We start from the raw sequence: 18313 nt of genomic DNA, 5'->3' as shown, positions 1-18313 counted from the left end.
CGGCATCCGCTAAGATTCGCCGATGCCCCATTCCTCCCAATCCCGCCCGCAGGTCCAGGATGGCGATGCGCTGGCCGCGATCGATCTTGGTTCCAACAGTTTCCACATGGTGCTCGCCCGCTATTCGCTGGGCGAGCTGCGGGTGATCGACCGCCTGCGCGAGACCGTGCGCATGGCCGACGGCCTGGACGCCGACGGCGGCCTGGCACCGCAGTCGCGCGCGCGCGCGCTGGACTGCCTGGCCCGCTTCGGCCAGCGCCTGCGCGGGGTGGAGCGGCTGCACGTGCGCGCGCTGGCCACCAACACCGTGCGCCGGCTGCGCGATCCGCAGCCGTTCCTGGCCGAGGCAGAGGCCACCCTGGGCTTCCCGGTGGAAGTGGTGTCCGGCCGCGAGGAGGCGCGCCTGATCTACCTGGGCGTGGCCCACGCCCAGCCGCCCAAGCCCGGCCAGCAGCGGCTGGTGATCGACATCGGCGGCGGCTCGACCGAGTTCATCATCGGCCGCGGCTTCGAGCCGATCGAGCGCGAAAGCCGGCAGGCAGGCTGCATCGCATCGACCCGCCGTTTCTTCCCCGGCGGCAAGCTGTCGAAGAAGCGCTGGAAGGAAGCACTGGCGGTCATCACCGGCGAGTTCCGCCAGTTCGCCAGCCTTTACCGCGCGCGCGGCTGGGACGAGGTCCTCGGCTCCTCCGGCACGCACAAGTCGATCAGCGAGATCTGCGTGGCGATGGGCCTGACCAAGGGCGCAATTACCGCGCAGGCCTTGCCCCAGGTGCGCGAACGCCTGCTGCAGGCGCGCAGCATCGACGAGATCGACCTGCCCGGCCTGTCGTCCGAGCGCCGGCCGATCATCGCCGGCGGCATCCTGGTGCTGGAGGCGGCCTTCCAGTCGCTGGGCCTGGAAAAGCTGCTGGTCAGCAAGGCCGCCATGCGCGAGGGCATCCTCTACGACATGCTCGGCCGCGGCGGCGAGAACGATCCGCGCGACATCTCGGTGCAGGCGCTGATCCATCGCTACGGCATCGACCAGGAACAGGCCGGGCGCGTGCGGGACACGGCCCTGCAGCTGTTCGGCCTGGTGGCCGAGGCCTGGGCCCTGGACGAGGACGACGCGCGCATGCTCGGCTGGGCCGCCAGCGTGCACGAACTGGGCATGGCGATCGCACACACCCAGTACCACCTGCACGGCGCGTACGTCCTTGAGCATTCGGACATCTCCGGCTTCTCCCGCCAGGAGCAGCAGGTGCTGGCGGCGCTGGTGCGTACCCACCGCCGCGGCGTCCCGAAGTCGGCGTTCGACGCCCTGCCCGACCGCCTGCTGCTGTCTGCGCGGCGCAAGGCGGCACTGCTGCGCCTGGCGGTGCTGCTGCACCGCTCCCATGAGAGCGACGAACTGCCACCGCTGCAGCTGGAGGCGGGCCCGGCGTCGCTGCGCCTCGTCCTGCCCCAGGCCTGGGTCGAGGACCGGGCGCTGCTGCGTGCCGACCTGGCCGACGAGAAGAAGGGCATGGCGGGCCTGGGCATCGAGTTCGAGCACGCGCTGGCCTGAACGCCGGCACGGCGGCCCGGCACCCGCCGGGAACCCGTACAACCCCATCGGGGCGCGCCGTCCGTTTGCATGTCCGGACCCACCCGAGATCCGCCCATGCCCGCACCATCCGCGATCCGCAAGACCTCCGCCTGCGCAGCCCTCCTGGCCGTCCTGCTCGCAGCCTGCACCACTCCGTCCAAATCCCCGCCTGCGGCCGCCGAGGCGGAGGCACGCACCCAGGCCATGCAGGCCGCGCGGGCCGCGGCCGAACGGTCGCGCGCCAGGGAGGCCGCGACCAGGCACCCGGCCCCGCCCTTCGCCCCTGCACCGGTAGCGTCGCTGGCCCATGCGCCCATGCCCATGCCGATGCCGCAGCGCCCGCTGCCGCGGCCGGCGGAAAACACCGAGCATTACGACACCCGCGAGGACAACCCGGTGCGCCGCACCCGCGAAGCCCCGGTGTCCACCTTCTCGATCGACGTGGACACCGGCAGCTATGCCAACGTCCGCCGCATGCTGCGCGATGGCTACCGCCCGCCGGCCGACGCGGTGCGGGTGGAGGAAATGCTCAACTACTTCGACTACGGCCACCCCGCCCCGGCCTCGCGCGAGGTGCCGTTCAAGGTGACCACCGAGCTGGCGCCGGCGCCGTGGAACCCGCGGCGGCAGCTGCTGATGGTCGGGATCAAGGGCTACGACGTGGACAAGCGCGAGCTGCCGCCGGCCAACCTGGTGCTGCTGGTCGACACCTCCGGCTCGATGGACTACCCGGACAGGCTGCCGCTGCTCAAGCGCGCCTTCGCCCAGCTGGTGCCGCAGCTGCGCGCGCAGGACCGGGTCTCGATCGTGGCCTACGCCGGCACCGCCGGCCTGGTCCTGCCGCCCACGCCCGGCGACCGCCACGGCGAGATCCTGGCCGCGCTGGAAGGGCTGCGCGCCTACGGCAGCACCAACGGCGACGAAGGCCTGCGCATGGCCTACGCGATGGCGCGCCAGGCCTACATCGAGGGCGGGGTGAACCGGATCCTGCTGGCCACCGACGGCGACTTCAACGCCGGCATCACCGACCGCGGCGCGCTGCTGACCATGGTCGCCGACCAGCGCCGCGCCGGCATCGCCCTATCCACGCTCGGCTTCGGCATGGGCAACTACAACGACGCCATGGCCGAGCGCCTGGCCGATGCAGGCGACGGCCAGCACGCCTACATCGACACCCTGGAGGAAGCCCGGCGGGTGCTGGTGCAGCAGATGCAGGCCACCCTGCTGACCATCGCCAGGGACGTGAAGGTGCAGGTCGAGTTCAACCCGGCGGTGGTCGCCGAGTACCGCCTGGTGGGCTACGAGAACCGGCTGTTGCGCGAGGAGGACTTCGCCAACGACCGGGTGGACGCCGGCGACATCGGCGCCGGCCACGAGGTGACCGCGATGTACGAGCTGACCCTGGTCGGTTCCGGCGCCGAGCGGCTGCCGCCGCTGCGCTACGCCGATCCGGTCCCGGCCGCGGCCGCCGCCTCCGCCGAACTGGCCCACCTGCGCCTGCGCTACAAGCTGCCCGGGCAGGACGAGAGCCGGCTGCTCGAGACCCCAGTGCTGCGCTCGGCGCTGCGGGCGCAGGCGAGCGAGTCCCTGCGCTTCGCCGCCGCGGTGGCCGGCTATGCCGACCTGCTGCGCGGCGGCCGCTACGTGGACCAGTGGACCTGGGACGACGTCGCCGCCACCGCGCGCGGCGCGCTGGGCGAGGACCGCTTCGGCCTGCGCCACGAGTTCCTGCGCCTGGTCGATGTGGCGCGCGACGTCACCACGCCGCAAACCGGCAACGGCGGCTCCGCGGAATAAAGCGCCGGCACGCCCCTCTCCCGCCGGAGAGGGGCCCGACGCGCCGCCCGGGCAAGGCCCGCAGGCCGCGTCCGGGAAGCCGCCGGCCATGCAAGCACGCAGGATCCAGCGGCACGGTGTCCCGTTCCGGATGCGCTTGGCTATCCGGCGAACGCGGGCCCGTCACCCTCCCATCGGGAGGAATACCCGTCAGCCCAGCAGGTGCTCCAGTACCGCCATGCGCACGGCCACGCCGTTGCCGACCTGGCGCAGCACCCAGGACTGCGGGCCGTCGGCCACCTCGTCGGTGATCTCCACGCCGCGGTTGATCGGGCCCGGGTGCAGCACCGCCGCGTCCGGCGCGGCGCGGCGCAGGCGCTGCGCGGTCAGGCCGTACCGGGCGTGGTACTGGTCCAGCGAGGGCACCAGGCCTTCCTCCATGCGCTCGCGCTGCAGGCGCAACATCATCACCGCGTCGACACCCTCGAGCATCGCGTCGAAGTCCTCGCCCACGATGCAGCCGGAGGTGACCTCGGCTTCCGGCAGCAGCGCCGCCGGGCCGCAGACGCGGATCTCGCCCGCGCCCAGGGTGCGCAGCGCGTGCAGGTCCGAGCGGGCCACGCGCGAATGCTTCACGTCGCCGACGATCAGCACCTTCAGCCTGGAGAAGTCGCTGCCCTTGGCCTGGCGCAGGGTCAGCATGTCCAGCAGGCCCTGGGTCGGGTGGGCGTTGCGGCCGTCGCCGGCGTTGACCACCGCGGTGCCCTCGCCGGCGGCGTCGGCCAGGGCCTGCACCGCGCCGTCGTCGGGGTGGCGCACGACGAAGCCGCGCACGCCCATCGCCTCCAGGTTGCGCAGGGTGTCGCGCGCGGTCTCGCCCTTGCGGGTGGACGAGGTGGATGCGTCGAAGTTGAGCACGTCCGCGCCCAGCCGCTGCGCCGCCAGCTGGAACGAGCTGCGGGTGCGGGTCGAGGGCTCGAAGAACAGGGTGCACACCGCGGTGCCGGCCAGCACCGCGCGCTTGCCGACCCGGCCCACGGCCGCGTCGCGGATCTGGCCGGCGCGGTCCAGCAGCTGCAGCAGGGTCGAGCGCGGCAGTCCTTCCAGGGTCAGCAGGTGGCGCAGGCGTCCTTCGGAATCGAGTTGGGGCGTCATCGGTCGTGGTCCTGTGGGGCCGGCTGCGCCGGCGGCGTGCGACATGGGAAAGGGTGCGGCTACGGCGGGGAGGCTTCCCCGGGGGCGGCCAGCCAGCGTTCGACGATCACCGCGGCGGCCTCGGCGTCCAGGGCCTCGGCGTCGCGCCGGCGGCGGGCGCCGGCGGCGCGGGCCCGGGCGAAGCGGTGCGCAGCCTCGACCGAACTGGAGCGCTCGTCGACCATCGCCACCGGCAGCCCCCAACGCTGGCGCAGGGCATGGGCAAAGGCACGGGCGCGGCGCCGCGCCGGCTGGTCCTGGCCGTCCAGGGTCAGCGGATCGCCGACGACCAGGCCGCCCGGTCCCCACTGGCGGCGCAGCCGGTCCAGCGCGGCCCAGTCCGGGCCGGAGGCGTGCACGTCGACCACCGCCACCGCGCGCGCGCCGCCGACGGCGCTGCCCACGGCCACGCCGATCCGGCGCGAACCGACGTCGAACCCGAGCACGATGGCGTCGGGCGGTGGCAACGCGGGCACGCTCGCCTCAGGCATGCCCGCTGTAGCCGGCCAGCCGGAACAGGTCCACGCCGATGCGGTGGGCGGCGGTCTGCCAGCGGCTGTCCAGTGGGAGGCCGAACAGCAGTTCCTTGTCCGCCGGCACGGTCAGCCAGGTGTTCTCGGCCAGCTCGTGCTCCAGCTGGCCGGCGCCCCAGCCGGCGCAGCCGAGGGCGAGCACGGCGTTGGCCGGGCCTTCGCCGGCGGCCATCGCCTCCAGCACGTCGCGCGAGGTGGTCAGGTACAGGCCTTCGCCGACCTTGAGGCTGGAGTCCCAGCCGCGGTCGCCGTCGTGGATCACGAACCCGCGCTCCTGGTGCACCGGCCCGCCGTGCAGCACCGGGCGGGCACACAGCGCGGCGTCGGTGCTGTCGATGCCCATCTGCGCCAGGACCTGGCCCAGGGTGTACTCGGAGGGCCGGTTGACCACCACGCCCATGGCCCCGTCGTCGTCGTGCTGGCAGACCAGCGCGACGGTGCGGGAGAAGTTCGGGTCGGCCAGCGCGGGCAGCGCGACCAGCAGGTGGTTGGCCAGGTTGTCTTGGGGGGCGGACATGCGCCCATTCTAGCCGCCGGCGCGCATCCGCCGGCGCTTCCCTGCCACAATCGGCGGCATCGACAGCAGGTTCCCGCCCATGTCCGGATACTGCGACTTCGCCCGCGGCCATCCCCTGCACGGCCCCTACCACGACCACGAGTACGGCGTGCCGCAACGCGCGGAGGCGGTGCTGTTCGAGCGCCTGCTGCTGGAGATCAACCAGGCCGGACTGAGCTGGGAGACCATGCTGCGCAAGCGCGAGGGCTTCCGCCGCGCCTACGACGGCTTCGACGTGGAAAAGGTCGCCGCCTACGGCGCGGCCGACCGGGCCCGCCGGCTGGCCGATCCGGGCATCGTGCGCAACCGGCTCAAGATCGGGGCGGCGATCCACAACGCCGGGGTGATCCTGCGCATGCGCGACAGCCACGGTGGCTTCGCCGCCTGGCTGGACGCCCACCATCCGCTGGACAAGGCCGGCTGGGTGAAGCTGTTCAAGCGCACCTTCCGCTTCACCGGCGGCGAGATCACCGGTTCGTTCCTGGTCTCGCTGGGCTACCTGCCCGGCGCCCACCGCCCGGACTGCCCCGCACACCAGCGCCTGCTGGCGACCCAGGTCCCGCCCTGGATGGCGGCCGCCGGCTGAGCCTTCACCCGGCCGTGCCGACGGCGCGGGCGATGATCGGCCCATGGCCATCCGCATCGGCATTTCCGGCTGGCGCTACAAGCCCTGGCGTGGCGTGTTCTACCCGGCCGGACTGCCGCAGCGGCGGGAACTGGAATACGCCGCGCGCAGCTTCGCCAGCGTCGAGCTCAACGGCTCGTTCTATTCGCTGCAATCGCCGGAAAGCTGGGCGGCGTGGGCCGAGCAGGTACCGCGCGACTTCGTGTTCGCGGTGAAGGGCCCGCGCTACGTGACCCACATGCTGCGCCTGCGCGGGGCGGAGACGGCATTGGCGAACTTCTTCGCCTCCGGGGTGCTGCAGCTGGGCCGCCACCTCGGGCCATTGCTGTGGCAGCTGCCGCCGTCCATGGCCTACGACCGCCAGGTGCTGGATGCCTTCCTCGGCCTGCTGCCACGCGATACCAGGGCCGCTTTGGCCCTGGCCCGCCGCCACGAACCGGCGCGTATGCGCGGCCGCACTGCCCTCCCGGCCGGCCCGAACCGGCGCCTGCGCCATGCCCTGGAGATCCGCCACGACAGCTTCGACGACCCGGGCTTCGTGCACCTGCTGCGGCGCCACCGGGTCGCGCTGGTGGTCTCGGACACGCCCGGCCGCTTTCCCTACGCGGAGGACGTCACCGCCGGCTTCATGTACCTGCGCCTGCACGGCGACACCGAGCTGTACCGCAGCGGCTACGGCGACGCGGCGCTGGATCGCTGGGCCGCGCGCATCCGGCGCTGGGCCGACGGCGGCGAGCCACGGGACGCGCGCCGCTTCCTGGACGCGCCCGCGCCGGCGGCGAAGCGGCGCGACGTGTACTGCTACTTCGACAACGATGCCAAGGTCCATGCCCCGTTCGACGCCCAGGCGCTGTACGCGCGCCTGGCGCGCTGAGGCCTACACGCCCATGTAGCGGTTGGGCCGGTGGTTGAACGTCAGCACCAGGCTCAGCACCACCGCACCCAGCGCCGAGTACGCGACCTTGGCCGGAGACAGTACCGCCAGCGCCACCGCCATCAGCACCGCGTCGAACGCCAGCTGCACCTTGCCCGCGCTCCAGCCGCGCTCGCGCTGCAGGTACACGGCCAGGATGCCGAGGCCGCCGAGGCTGGCGCGGTGGCGGATGAAGAACAGGATGCCGAGCCCGCACAGCGCCCCGCCAACCAGCGCCGAGAACCAGGTATCCACGTGGGCGTAGCGGATCCAGCGCGGCAGCAGGTCGGTCAGCAGGCCGGTGGCGCCGACCGCGACGAAGGTCTTGAGGGTGAACTCCCAGCCCATGCGCCGCACCGCGATCCAGTAGAACGGCAGGTTGGAGAGCACGAACACCAGGCCGAAGTTCCAGCCCAGCGCGTAGTGCAGCAGCAGGGAGACCCCGGCCATGCCGCCGATCATCACCCCGCCCTGCGCGAACAATGACATGCCCAGCGCCGCCACCAGGCTGGCCAGGACCATGCCCTGCACGTCCTCGGCCACGCTGTGGTGGAAGGCCTTGTCGTCGGCAGGGGTGCCCGCCGAGTCGGGCGGCGGGGTCAGCGGGCCGGCGGTGACCACCGCCCCGTCGTCGGGCAGCGCGTCCTGGCCGGGCCGGAGGTCGGAATCGGGGAAGCTCACGGGAAGAGCGCCGCGTGGGGGCGCGTATTAGACACCAGGGCCACGCAGGTTTCATCTGAAACCTGATGCCCGGCCGGGCGTGGGGCCGGGCCGGGGGGCTGGCTTCACTACAGCAGCAGCCCGCGCCGGGCCCATGCCGGCCGGCCGCCCGCGGCCGCCGGAAGCGCCCGCCTCAGCGCACCTCGGCGATCTCCACGCCGTCCAGGCCCTGGGACAGGGTGCGGGCGTCGCCGCCCTGGGAGAGCTTGATGCGCAGGCGCACCTCGTTCTGCGAGTCGGCGTAGCGCAGCGCGTCCTCGTAGGAGATCTCGCCGGCCTGGTACAGCTCGAACAGGCTCTGGTCGAAGGTCTTCATGCCCAGGTTGGTCGATTCCTTCATGACCTCCTTGAGCTTGTGGATCTCGCCTTCGCGGATGTAGTCCTGGACCAGCGGCGTGCCCAGGAGGATCTCCATCGCCACCCGGCGGCCCTTGCCGTCCGGGGTCGGGATCAGCTGCTGCGCGACCACCGCCTTGAGGTTCAGCGACAGGTCCATCAGCAGCTGGTTGCGCCGGTCCTCGGGGAAGAAGTTGATGATGCGGTCCATCGCCTGGTTGGCGTTGTTCGCGTGCAGCGTGCACAGCACCAGGTGGCCGGTCTCGGCGAAGGCGATGGCGTGGTCCATGCCCTCGCGGGTGCGCACCTCGCCGATCATGATCACGTCCGGCGCCTGGCGCAGGGTGTTCTTCAGCGCGGCCTCCCAGCTGTCGGTGTCGATGCCGACCTCGCGCTGGGTGACGATGCAGCCCTCGTGCTTGTGCACGAACTCGATCGGGTCCTCGATGGTGATGATGTGCCCGGTCGAGTTCTGGTTGCGGTAGCCGATCATCGCCGCCAGCGAGGTCGACTTGCCGGTGCCGGTGGCGCCGACGAAGATGATGATGCCGCGCTTGGTCATCGCCAGGGTCTTGATGATCGGCGGCAGGTTCAGCTCCTCCACCGTCGGGATCCGGGTCTCGATCCGGCGCAGCACCATGCCCACCTGGTTGCGCTGGTAGAAGCAGGAGACGCGGAAGCGGCCGACGCCGGCCACGCCGATGGCGAAGTTGCACTCGTGGGTCTTCTCGAACTCCTCGCGCTGCGCCGGGGTCATCACGTTGAGGACCATGTCGCGGCTCTGCTGCGGGGTCAGCGGCGTCTGCGTGATCGGCGTGATCTTGCCGTGCACCTTCATCGCCGGCGGCATGCCCGCGGTGATGAACAGGTCCGACGCCTTCTGGTGCGCCATCAGCTTGAGGAACGAGGTGAAATCCATGGTGCTCATCGATGGCTCCTGCGGAGCCGGGATTCGTGATTGGTGATTGGTGGTTCGAAAAAGCGCGGCTGCGCCCCAACTCACCGATCCCGCGTCACGACCCCCGGCCTTGTCGAATCACGAATTACAAATCGCCAATCGCGCGCCTTTCCGGTCACTCGAACAGCCGCTTGTCCTTGGCGTACTCGCGCGCCTGCTGGCGGGTGACCAGGCCCCGCTTGACCAGGTCCTGCAGGTGCTGGTCGAGGGTCATCATTCCGTACTGCTGGCCGGTCTGGATCGCCGAGTACATCTGCGCGACCTTGTCCTCGCGGATCAGGTTGCGGATGGCCGGGGTACCGACCATGATCTCCCAGGCCGCGGTGCGGCCGCCGCCGACCTTCTTCAGCAGCGCCTGCGAGATCACCGCGCGCAGCGACTCGGACAGCATCGAACGCACCATCGGCTTCTCGCCGGCGGGGAACACGTCGATGATGCGGTCGATGGTCTTGGCCGCCGAGCTGGTGTGCAGGGTGCCGAACACCAGGTGGCCGGTCTCCGCGGCGGTCAGCGCCAGGCGGATGGTCTCCAGGTCGCGCATTTCGCCGACCAGGATGTAGTCCGGGTCCTCGCGCAGCGCCGAGCGCAGGGCCTCGTTGAAGCCGTGGGTGTCGCGGTGCACCTCGCGCTGGTTGATCAGGCACTTCTGCGAGGTGTGGACGAACTCGATCGGGTCCTCGACGGTGAGGATGTGCCCGTACTCGTTCTTGTTGATGTGGTCGATCATCGCCGCCAGCGTGGTCGACTTGCCCGAGCCGGTCGGGCCGGTGACCAGGATCAGGCCCTGCGGCTGGTTGATCAGCTGGCGGAACACCGGCGGGCAGCCCAGGTCCTCCAGGGTCAGGACCTCGGAGGGAATGGTGCGGAACACCGCGCCGGCGCCGCGGTTCTGGTTGAACGCGTTGACGCGGAAGCGGGCCAGCGAGGGGATCTCGAACGAGAAGTCGACCTCGAGGAACTCCTCGTAGTCCCGGCGCTGCTTGTCCGACATGATGTCGTACACCAGCGCGTGGACCTGCTTGTGGTCCAGGGCGGGAATGTTGATCCGGCGGACGTCGCCATCCACGCGGATCATCGGCGGCAGGCCGGCGGACAGGTGCAGGTCCGAAGCCTTGTTCTTGACCGAGAAGGCCAGCAGTTCGGCGATATCCATTGCGTGAGTTTTCCCCAGAATTCCCCGGCCGCCCGGCCCCTTGGCGGGCTGGCGTGCGATGTCCCCTTGGCGGCAGTATAGCGCCCCATTCCCCCCTGCCAATCCCGTTGCCGACCGTGTCCCAGCCCGCCCCTTCCGAACGCCTGCAGCAGGTCCTCGCGCGCATCGACGCCGCGGCCCGGGCCGCCGGCCGCCCGCGGCCGCGCCTGCTGGCGGTGTCCAAGCTGCAACCGGCCGAGGCGGTCGCCGCCCTGGCCGCTGCCGGGCAGCTGGCGTTCGGCGAGAACTACGTGCAGGAGGGCGCGGCCAAGCGCCAGGCCCTGGATCCGGCGCTGGACGCCCCCCTGGAGTGGCACCTGATCGGGCACCTGCAGTCGAACAAGGCGGCGCTGGCCGCGCGCACCTTCCACTGGGTGCACAGCATCGACCGCCGCAGCGTGGTCGACGCCCTGGCCGCCAGGCGCGACCCGGACGCGCCGCCGCTGAACGTGCTGCTGCAGGTCAACGTCGAAGGCGAGGCCGGCAAGGCCGGCTGCCGCCCGGACGAGGTGGCGGCGCTGGCCGCGGCGGTGGCCGCGCAGCCGCGCCTGGCACTGCGCGGACTGATGGCGATCCCGGTGCCGCACCCGGACCCTGAGGACCGCCGCCCCGCCTTCCGCGCGATGAAGCAGCTGTTCGACGAGCTGGCCGCGCGCCACCCGGCCGTGGACACGCTGTCGATGGGCATGAGCGACGACTTCGCCGTGGCCATCGCCGAGGGCGCCACCCTGGTGCGCATCGGCACCGCCCTGTTCGGGCCGCGCCCGCCGCGCTGAGGCGCCGCGCGCTGGCGCTAGACTGCGGCTTTTCCCATCGCAGGTGGCGTCGATGTCCTCCATCCCCGATCCGACCGAGCTTCCCACCATCGCCTTCATCGGCGGCGGCAACATGGCCCGCAGCCTGATCGGCGGCCTGGTCGCGCGCGGCGCCGATCCGGCGCGGATCCGCGTGGCCGAGCCGGTGCCGGCCCTGCGCGAGGCGCTGGCCGCGGACTTCGGGGTGCAGGCGTTCGCCGAGGCGTCCGCGGCGGTGCAAGGCGCCGGGCTGTGGCTGCTGGCGGTCAAGCCGCAGGTCATGCGCGCGGCATGCGCACCACTGGCCGCGACCGCGGCCGCGGCCAGCCCGCTGGTGGTCTCCATCGCCGCGGGCATCACCGTGGACCGGCTGCGCGAATGGCTCGGCGGCGATGCCGCGGTCGTGCGCTGCATGCCCAACACCCCTGCCCTGCTTGGCGCCGGTGTCACCGGCCTGTACGCCGGCCCCGGCGTGGACGCGCGCCGGCGCGCACAGGCCGAGGCGGTGCTGGCCGCCGCCGGCGCCACGGTGTGGATCGGCGAGGAAACGCTGATGGACGCGGTGACCGCGGTGTCCGGCAGCGGCCCGGCCTACGTGTTCCTGCTGGCCGAGGCGATGCAGGCGGCGGCGCGCGGCGAGGGCCTGGACCCGGAGCAGGCGCGCACCCTGGTCGTGCACACCCTGCTCGGCGCGGCGCGCATGCTGGCCGAGACCGGCGAGCCTGCCGATGAACTGCGCCGGCGCGTGACCTCGCCCGGCGGCACCACCCAGGCGGCGATCGAACGTTTCCAGGCCGACGGCTTCGAGGCCCTGGTCGCGCGCGCGATCCATGCGGCGCGGGTGCGCGGCGCGGAACTGGCGGGAGGCTGAGATGCACGCACGCGCGAGGAAGAGCTGGCTGCTCGCCGCCCTGCTGCCGCTGCTGGCCGGCTGCGGCGGCGAGGCGCCGCAGCCGGCGCAGTTCGTGCCGCCGGCGCCGGCGGTGGCGGAGCTGGATGGACCGCTGCTGGCCCGCTACACCCTGCTGCCAACCCTGGCGCTGGACCCGGCCATGGCGCGCGGCTACGGCATCGAACGCACGCCGGGCAAGGCGCTGCTGCTGGTGGCCCTGCGCCACGACGATGGCGACGGCGACGAACGCCCGGCCGCCGGCCAGGTGCGCGCGCAGGCGCGCGACCTGTCCGGCCGCGTACAGCAGGTGGCGATGCGCGAACTGCGCAGCGGCGGCTACGTCGACCACATCGGCCTGGTCGACATCGCCGCACACGACGTGGTCCGCGTCGACGTCGAGGTACTGGCTGGCGGGCGGCGCCACCGTTTCGATTTCCAGCGCAACTTCTAGTGCGTTTGCATCGTCTCGCTGCTGCACGTTAAGGTCGGCAGCGGGAGCGTCGGCGCGGCATCCGCCCGCGGCGACAAGGGGGGGAACAAGTTGCTGGCCGCATGGCGCCTTCGCGCCAGCGGGCCGCCGTCCGGCGTGCCCGTGCGGCCGGTTGGGGATCATGGGCCGCGCCTGCGGCCACCTTGGGGACGCTTTCAATGCAAAAGACGTTGATTCTGCCCGGCCTGCTGCTGGGCCTGGCCTTCGCCTCCAACGCCGTCGCAGCCGATTGCCCGACGCTGCCGCAAGGCGCCGGCGTGCAGTGGGAGGAAACCGAGGGGAAGAGCTACAAGGTCTGCCGCGCCATCGACCAGGACGGCACCCAGCTGCTGGGGGTGATGTTCACCGACAGCGAGCCGCTGAAGCTGCGCCGCCGCAACCGGGTCGAGGAAGGCTGGGTCGGCCAGCACGTGGTGGTGTGGTACCGCCCCGAGATCGCCGAGGCCGGCGCGGCCGAGAAGCGGATCACCGTGGTCGAGCTGGATAAGGACCGCTACGCCCAGATCTGGCTGGACGCCAACGACCCGAACCAGCTGCGGCGGGCGATGAACCTGGCGCAGCAGCTTTACCTGCACTGAGCCGTCCCTGGCGCCGGCCGCGGCCGGCGCCAGGCCTGCACCCGCGGCTAGAAGCGCCCTTCCTGGAAGTCGACGAAGGCCTGCATCAGCTCCTGGCGGGTGTTCATCACGAACGGGCCGTAGCGGGCCACCGGTTCGCGCAGCGGGCGGCCGGCGACCAGGATCAGCCGCGCCGGCGTCGCGCCGGCGCGCAGCACCAGGCGGGTGCCGCCGCCGAGCACGCCCAGCTCGCTGGTTTCCAGCAGGCGTGCGTCCCCGCCCTCGCCCACCGTGGCCTGTCCTTCGAACACGTAGGCGAAGGCGTTATGGCCCGCGGCCAGTTCGCATTCCCACGCGCTGCCGGCAGCCAGGATGATGTCCAGGTACAGGGGATCGGTGGCCGGCTGCCGGATCGGGCCTTCGACGCCGCCGGCCCGGCCGGCGATCACCCTGACCTCCACGCCCGCGGCCGGATGCGCCACCGGAATGCGCTCGGCGCCGAATTCCTGGTAGCGCGGATCGGTCATCTTCTCGCGCGCCGGCAGGTTCACCCACAGCTGGAAGCCGCGCATGCGCCCGGACTCCTGCTCGGGCATCTCCGAATGCACCAGGCCGCGGCCGGCGGTCATCCACTGCACGCCGCCGGAGGTCAGCAGGCCTTCGTTGCCGTGGTTGTCACGGTGGCGCATGCGCCCGTCGAGCATGTAGGTGACGGTCTCGAAGCCGCGGTGCGGATGGTCCGGGAAGCCGGCGATGTAGTCCTCGGCGCGGTCGGTGCCGAACTCGTCCAGCAGCAGGAACGGGTCCAGGTCCGGCAGCTCCGGGCCGCCGATGACGCGGGTCAGGCGCACGCCGGCGCCGTCGGAGGTGGGCAGGCCGCGGACCTTGCGCAGCACGCGGACGGATTCGACCTGCGGATGGATGCTCATGGTGTTCTCCGGGTTGGATTGCACGGGAGCATGGGGCCCGCGGCCGCGGCCCGAAACCGGGCCTGCGGCGAAGAACCGTTGCGAAAGTGGAACGATTACAGAAAAAGACCCGCCGTCGTTTCAGCTATTGTCCTGCAGCGCCAGCTGCATGTCGCGCTGGCGCCGCTTGTCCTCGCGGTACATCAGCCACCAGCCGACCACCGCCGCCAGCGACACGGCCATCATCAGCAGGGTGGCCAGGGCGTTGATCTTGGGACTCACGCCCAGCCGCACCGAGGAGAAGATCTTGATCGGCAGGGTGGTCGATTCCGGGCCGGAGACGAAGCTGGCGATCACCACGTCGTCCAGCGACAGGGTGAAGGCCAGCAGCCAGCCGGAGACCAAGGCCGGGGCGATGATCGGCAGGGTGATCAGGAAGAACACCTTCAGCCGGTTGGCGCCCAGGTCCATGGCCGCCTCCTCCAGCGAGCGGTCCAGCTCCTGCAGGCGCGAGGACACCACCACGGTCACGAAGGACACGGTGAGGGTCACGTGCGCGATCCAGATCGCGACCATGCCCTTGGACGGCAGGCCCAGCGCACCGCCCACCGAGACCAGCATCAGCAGGATCGACAGGCCGATGATCACCTCCGGCATCACCAGCGGCGCGGTGACCAGGGCGCCGAACAGGGTCTTGCCGGGGAAGCGGCGGAACCGGGTCATCACCATCGCGCCGAGGGTGCCGATCACGGTGGCCGCGGTCGCGGTCCAGAACGCGATGCGCAGGCTGACCCAGGCCGCGTCCAGCATCTGCCGGTCGCGCATCAGCTCGCCGTACCACTTCACCGAGAACCCGGCCCAGACCGTGGCCAGGCGCGAGGAATTGAAGGAGTACACCACCAGCAGCACGATCGGCAGGTACAGGAAGGCGAAGCCCAGCACGAGCACCGCCCAGCGCAGCATGCGCATGCCCAGGGAGTCGTTCATGCCAGCCGGCCCTCCAGGGTGCGCTGCTGGGAGCGGTTGAAGACCAGGATCGGCACCAGCAGCAGGAGCAGCATCACGATCGCCACCGCCGAGGCCGCCGGCCAGTCGCGGTTGTTGAAGAACTCGCCCCACAGCACCCGGCCGATCATCAGCGTGTCCGGGCCGCCGAGCATCTCCGGGATCACGAACTCGCCCACGGTCGGGATCATCACCAGCATGCAGCCGGCGATGATGCCCGAGCGCGACAGCGGCAGGGTGATGCGCACGAACGCCTTCCACGGCCGCGCACCGAGGTCGTAGGCGGCCTCCAGCAGGCGGTGGTCGAGCTTCACCAGGTTGGCGTACAGCGGCAGGATCATGAACGGCAGGTAGCAGTAGACGATGCCGATGTAGGCCGCCAGCGGGGTGTAGAGGATGCGCAGCGGCGCGTCGACCAGCCCGGTCCACAGCAGGAAGCGGTTGAGGATGCCGTTGGCGTCGAGGATGCCGATCCAGGCGTAGACCCGGATCAGGAACGAGGTCCACGACGGCAGCACCACCGCCATCAGCGCGATGTTGCGGGTGGCCGGCTTCATCCGCGCGATGAAGTAGGCCATCGGGTAGCCGATCAGCAGGCACAGCACGGTGGAGACCACCGCAATCCTGATCGAGCTGAGGTAGGCCAGGCCGTACTGCGGGTCGGTGAACAGCGCCGCGTAGTTGCCCAGGTTCAGGCGCAGGTGCAGCGCCTTGTCCACCACCTCCACGATGGGCGTGTACGGCGGCATGGCGATGGCCAGCCGCGAGAAGGAGATCTTCAGCACGATCAGGAACGGGATCGCGAAGAAGAACAGCAGCCACAGGAAGGGGATGGCGATCACCGCCCACCGCCCCGAGGGCAGGTACCTGGCCAGCGCGCGCATGTTCATGACAGCAGCACCACGCCGTCGCTGTCGCGCCACCACACCCAGACCTCGTCGTTCCAGGTCAGGTCGTCGCTGGCCCAGCGCTGCTGGTTGGCGAAGTTGACCAGCAGCTTGGAGCCGCTGGGCAGGCGCACGTGGAACACCGAGTGGCTGCCGAAGTAGGCGATGTCCTCGATGATGCCGCGGGCCTTGTTGTACTGCTGGTCCGGCTCGGACTTGCCGATGCCCAGCTTCTCCGGGCGCAGCGCGAACGACACCGGCTGGCCCTCGAAGCCGGTGATGCCGTGGCCGATGTAGATCGGGGCATCGAACGCCGGGGTGCGCAGGGTGACGTAGTCCGGCTGGTCGTCGTCGATCACCGCGTCCACCAGGTTGACCGAGCCGATGAATTCGGCGGCGAAGCGGTTGGCCGGCTGCTCGTAGATCTCGTCCGGCTTGCCGACCTGCTGGATCCAGCCCTGGTCCATCAGCGCGATGCGGCTGGCCATGGTCATCGCCTCCTCCTGGTCGTGGGTGACCATCACGCAGGTCACCCCGGAGGACTCGATGATGTTGACCAGCTCCAGCTGCATGCGCGAGCGCAGCTTCTTGTCCAGCGCGCCCATCGGCTCGTCCAGCAGCAGCAGCTTCGGCCCCTTGGCCAGCGAGCGGGCCAGGGCCACGCGCTGCTGCTGGCCGCCGGACAGCTGGTGCGGCTTGCGCTTGGCCAGCTTGCCCAGCTGCACCAGCTCCAGCATCTCCCCCACCCGCTTGCGGATGGCGTCGCGCGACAGGCCGTCCTGCTTGAGGCCGAAGGCGATGTTCTGCTCCACGGTCATGTGGGGGAACAGGGCGTAGGACTGGAACATCATGTTGATCGGCCGCTCGTACGGCGGCAGGTCGTTCATGACCTCCCCGTCCAGCACGATGCGGCCGCGGGTCGGGCGCTCGAACCCGGCCAGGCAGCGCAGCAGGGTGGACTTGCCGCTGCCCGAGCCGCCCAGCAGGGCGAAGATCTCGCCCTTGCGGATCTCCAGGCTGACGTCGTCCACGGCGACGAAGCCGTCGAATTCCTTGCGCACGTTCTCGATGCGCAGGTACCCGGCCGGGTCGCCACCGGGGGCGGGAGTCGGGTTAGCGCGTTCGGGGCTTGACGCCATGTTTACTCCATTGGCAGGCATGGGGGCGGGCCGCCGCGGCGGCCCGCACCTGCGGTTGCGTGCAGCCTAGCGGCCGCTCTTCAGTTCGGTCCAGATCCGGGTGTACAGGCGGTCCACTTCCGGCGGCACCACCGCCAGCATGAACAGCTTCCCGGCCACTTCCGGCGGCGGGTAGATGGTCGGGTCGTTGCGGATTTCCTCGTCCACCTGCTCCAGCGAGGCCGGCACCGGGTTGGGAAAGCTGACGTAGTTGGTGTTGCTGGCGGCCACGTCCGGGCGCAGCAGGTAGTCGATGAAGGCGTAGGCCTGGTCGATGTTCTTCGCGTCCCTGGGGATGGCCAGCATGTCGAAGAACAGCGGCGCGCCCTCCTTCGGGATCGCGTAGGCCACCTTGACCCCGTTGCCGGCCTCCTCGGCGCGGTCGCGGGCCTGCAGCACGTCGCCGGACCAGCCCATCACCAGGCAGGCGCTGCCGTTGGCCAGGGCGTCGATGTACTGGCTGGAGTGGAAGGTGCGGATGTAGGGCCGGATCTTCGCCAGCAGCGCCGCGCCCTTGCGGATCACCTCCGGGTCGTGGCTGTTCGGGTCCTCGCCCAGGTAGGCCAGCGCCGCCGGGATCGCCTCGCTCGGCGTGTCCAGCAGCATCACCCCGCAGTGCGCCAGCTTCGAGACCTTGTCCGGGTCGAACAGCAGGCTCCAGCTGTCGGCCACCTCGGCGCTGCCGAAGGCCTCCACCACCTTGTCGACGTTGTAGCCGATGCCGGTGGTGCCCCACAGGTAGGGCACGGCGTACTGGTTGCCGGGGTCCTGGATCGCGATGCGCTCCATCAGCGCCGGGTCCAGCCCGGAGTAGTTCTCCAGCCGCGACTTGTCCAGCGGCTGGAACACCCCGGCCTGGATCTGCCGGCCGAGGAACTGCAGCGAGGGCACGACCACGTCGAAGCCCGAGCCGCCGGCCAGCAGCTTGGCCTCCAGCAGCTCGTTGCTGTCGAACATCCCGTAGGTGACCTTGATCCCGGTCTCGCGCTCGAAGCCGGGGATGGTGTCCTCGGCGATGTAGTCGGACCAGTTGTAGACGTGCACCACCCCGGCCGCGGCGGGCCTGGCCCCGTCCCCGCCGGCTTCCTCCCCGGACCCGCCGCATCCGGCCAGCCCGAGCACCACTACCAGACAGCCCAGCAATCCAGACTTGCACGTACCCATCGCATCCCCTTTGCCCCGCAGGGCCTGTGGTGATCCCCGACTCCATGGCGGCGGACGGCGGCCGG

Annotated in this window: 19 protein-coding genes; 8 read left to right on the top strand and 11 right to left on the bottom strand. The window is 71.1% G+C overall.

Annotated features, from left to right (window positions below; all coding sequences use genetic code 11):
* Nucleotides 1–22: 22 nt before the first annotated feature.
* Complete coding sequence (gene ppx, locus EIM47_RS03320) at nucleotides 23–1549, top strand: exopolyphosphatase (protein ID WP_028914829.1); 1527 nt, start codon at nucleotides 23–25, stop codon at nucleotides 1547–1549.
* A gap of 336 nt (nucleotides 1550–1885) precedes the next feature.
* Nucleotides 1886–3367, top strand: a complete 1482-nt coding sequence (locus EIM47_RS03315) for a VWA domain-containing protein (protein WP_240626140.1) — start codon at nucleotides 1886–1888, stop codon at nucleotides 3365–3367.
* 189 nt (nucleotides 3368–3556) lie between these two features.
* Here EIM47_RS03315 and EIM47_RS03310 read toward each other — a convergent pair whose 3' ends face one another.
* Genes EIM47_RS03310 through EIM47_RS03300 form a run of 3 tightly spaced genes read right to left on the bottom strand, consistent with a single transcriptional unit; the run spans nucleotide 3557 to nucleotide 5590 of the window.
* Entirely contained in the window at nucleotides 3557–4501 is a 945-nt protein-coding gene (locus tag EIM47_RS03310; protein ID WP_019399621.1) for an aspartate carbamoyltransferase catalytic subunit, read from the bottom strand.
* A 59-nt stretch (nucleotides 4502–4560) separates the two neighbouring features.
* Entirely contained in the window at nucleotides 4561–5031 is a 471-nt protein-coding gene (ruvX, locus tag EIM47_RS03305) for a Holliday junction resolvase RuvX (RefSeq protein WP_125076139.1), read from the bottom strand.
* On the bottom strand, nucleotides 5024–5590 hold the full coding sequence (locus EIM47_RS03300; protein ID WP_125076138.1) for a YqgE/AlgH family protein: 567 nt from the start codon (nucleotides 5588–5590) through the stop codon (nucleotides 5024–5026). Before EIM47_RS03300 ends, ruvX begins: the two co-directional genes overlap by 8 nt.
* A gap of 79 nt (nucleotides 5591–5669) precedes the next feature.
* Between EIM47_RS03300 and EIM47_RS03295 the strand changes: the two genes are divergently transcribed.
* Both EIM47_RS03295 and EIM47_RS03290 read left to right on the top strand, forming a co-directional pair.
* Nucleotides 5670–6215: a DNA-3-methyladenine glycosylase I gene (locus EIM47_RS03295; protein ID WP_125076137.1), complete on the top strand. Its 546-nt coding sequence runs from the start codon at nucleotides 5670–5672 to the stop codon at nucleotides 6213–6215.
* A gap of 43 nt (nucleotides 6216–6258) precedes the next feature.
* On the top strand, nucleotides 6259–7128 hold the full coding sequence (locus EIM47_RS03290; RefSeq protein ID WP_125076136.1) for a DUF72 domain-containing protein: 870 nt from the start codon (nucleotides 6259–6261) through the stop codon (nucleotides 7126–7128).
* Nucleotides 7129–7131: 3 nt separating this feature from the next.
* Here the strand turns inward: EIM47_RS03290 and EIM47_RS03285 are convergent, their stop codons facing one another.
* The 3 genes from EIM47_RS03285 to EIM47_RS03275 form a co-directional block, all read right to left on the bottom strand.
* Nucleotides 7132–7806, bottom strand: coding sequence for a YitT family protein (locus EIM47_RS03285; RefSeq protein ID WP_026010725.1), 675 nt, complete (start codon nucleotides 7804–7806; stop codon nucleotides 7132–7134).
* Nucleotides 7807–8020: 214 nt separating this feature from the next.
* Entirely contained in the window at nucleotides 8021–9151 is a 1131-nt protein-coding gene (locus EIM47_RS03280; RefSeq protein ID WP_026010724.1) for a PilT/PilU family type 4a pilus ATPase, read from the bottom strand.
* A 145-nt stretch (nucleotides 9152–9296) separates the two neighbouring features.
* Complete coding sequence (locus EIM47_RS03275; protein ID WP_019399613.1) at nucleotides 9297–10334, bottom strand: type IV pilus twitching motility protein PilT; 1038 nt, start codon at nucleotides 10332–10334, stop codon at nucleotides 9297–9299.
* A gap of 107 nt (nucleotides 10335–10441) precedes the next feature.
* On the opposite strand from EIM47_RS03275, the gene EIM47_RS03270 reads away from it, so the two are divergent.
* The 4 genes from EIM47_RS03270 (at nucleotide 10442) to EIM47_RS03255 (ending at nucleotide 13127) form a co-directional block, all read left to right on the top strand.
* The gene (locus tag EIM47_RS03270; RefSeq protein WP_019399612.1) at nucleotides 10442–11149 is read left to right on the top strand and encodes a YggS family pyridoxal phosphate-dependent enzyme; all 708 of its coding nucleotides are present in this window, start codon (nucleotides 10442–10444) and stop codon (nucleotides 11147–11149) included.
* 52 nt (nucleotides 11150–11201) lie between these two features.
* Nucleotides 11202–12038 (top strand): pyrroline-5-carboxylate reductase, encoded by an 837-nt coding sequence (gene proC, locus EIM47_RS03265; RefSeq protein WP_028914836.1) that lies wholly within the window; start codon nucleotides 11202–11204, stop codon nucleotides 12036–12038.
* Between the two features lies 1 nt (nucleotide 12039).
* Nucleotides 12040–12510 carry a DUF4426 domain-containing protein gene (locus EIM47_RS03260; protein WP_233581666.1) on the top strand — a complete coding sequence of 157 codons (471 nt, stop codon included), beginning with the start codon at nucleotides 12040–12042 and terminating at the stop codon, nucleotides 12508–12510.
* A gap of 197 nt (nucleotides 12511–12707) precedes the next feature.
* Entirely contained in the window at nucleotides 12708–13127 is a 420-nt protein-coding gene (locus EIM47_RS03255; protein ID WP_240626139.1) for a hypothetical protein, read from the top strand.
* A gap of 47 nt (nucleotides 13128–13174) precedes the next feature.
* Here the strand turns inward: EIM47_RS03255 and EIM47_RS03250 are convergent, their stop codons facing one another.
* The 5 genes from EIM47_RS03250 to EIM47_RS03230 form a co-directional block, all read right to left on the bottom strand.
* Nucleotides 13175–14035, bottom strand: a complete 861-nt coding sequence (locus tag EIM47_RS03250) for a pirin family protein (RefSeq protein ID WP_125076133.1) — start codon at nucleotides 14033–14035, stop codon at nucleotides 13175–13177.
* A gap of 120 nt (nucleotides 14036–14155) precedes the next feature.
* Nucleotides 14156–15001 carry an ABC transporter permease subunit gene (locus EIM47_RS03245; protein WP_019399607.1) on the bottom strand — a complete coding sequence of 282 codons (846 nt, stop codon included), beginning with the start codon at nucleotides 14999–15001 and terminating at the stop codon, nucleotides 14156–14158.
* Nucleotides 14998–15903 (bottom strand): ABC transporter permease subunit, encoded by a 906-nt coding sequence (locus tag EIM47_RS03240; protein ID WP_125076327.1) that lies wholly within the window; start codon nucleotides 15901–15903, stop codon nucleotides 14998–15000. Before EIM47_RS03240 ends, EIM47_RS03245 begins: the two co-directional genes overlap by 4 nt.
* A gap of 2 nt (nucleotides 15904–15905) precedes the next feature.
* Entirely contained in the window at nucleotides 15906–17045 is a 1140-nt protein-coding gene (potA, locus tag EIM47_RS03235) for a polyamine ABC transporter ATP-binding protein (RefSeq protein WP_026010722.1), read from the bottom strand.
* Nucleotides 17046–17111: 66 nt separating this feature from the next.
* A complete protein-coding gene (locus EIM47_RS03230; protein WP_037034499.1) occupies nucleotides 17112–18248 on the bottom strand; it encodes a polyamine ABC transporter substrate-binding protein in 1137 nt (378 codons plus the stop codon).
* Nucleotides 18249–18313 lie beyond the last annotated feature (65 nt).

Origin of the sequence: Pseudoxanthomonas sp. SGT-18, assembly GCF_003931645.1 — a bacterium.
GTDB lineage: Bacteria > Pseudomonadota > Gammaproteobacteria > Xanthomonadales > Xanthomonadaceae > Pseudoxanthomonas.
The sequence above is the reverse complement of the archived record's forward strand: the minus strand, read 5'-3'. Positions and strand labels throughout refer to the sequence as shown.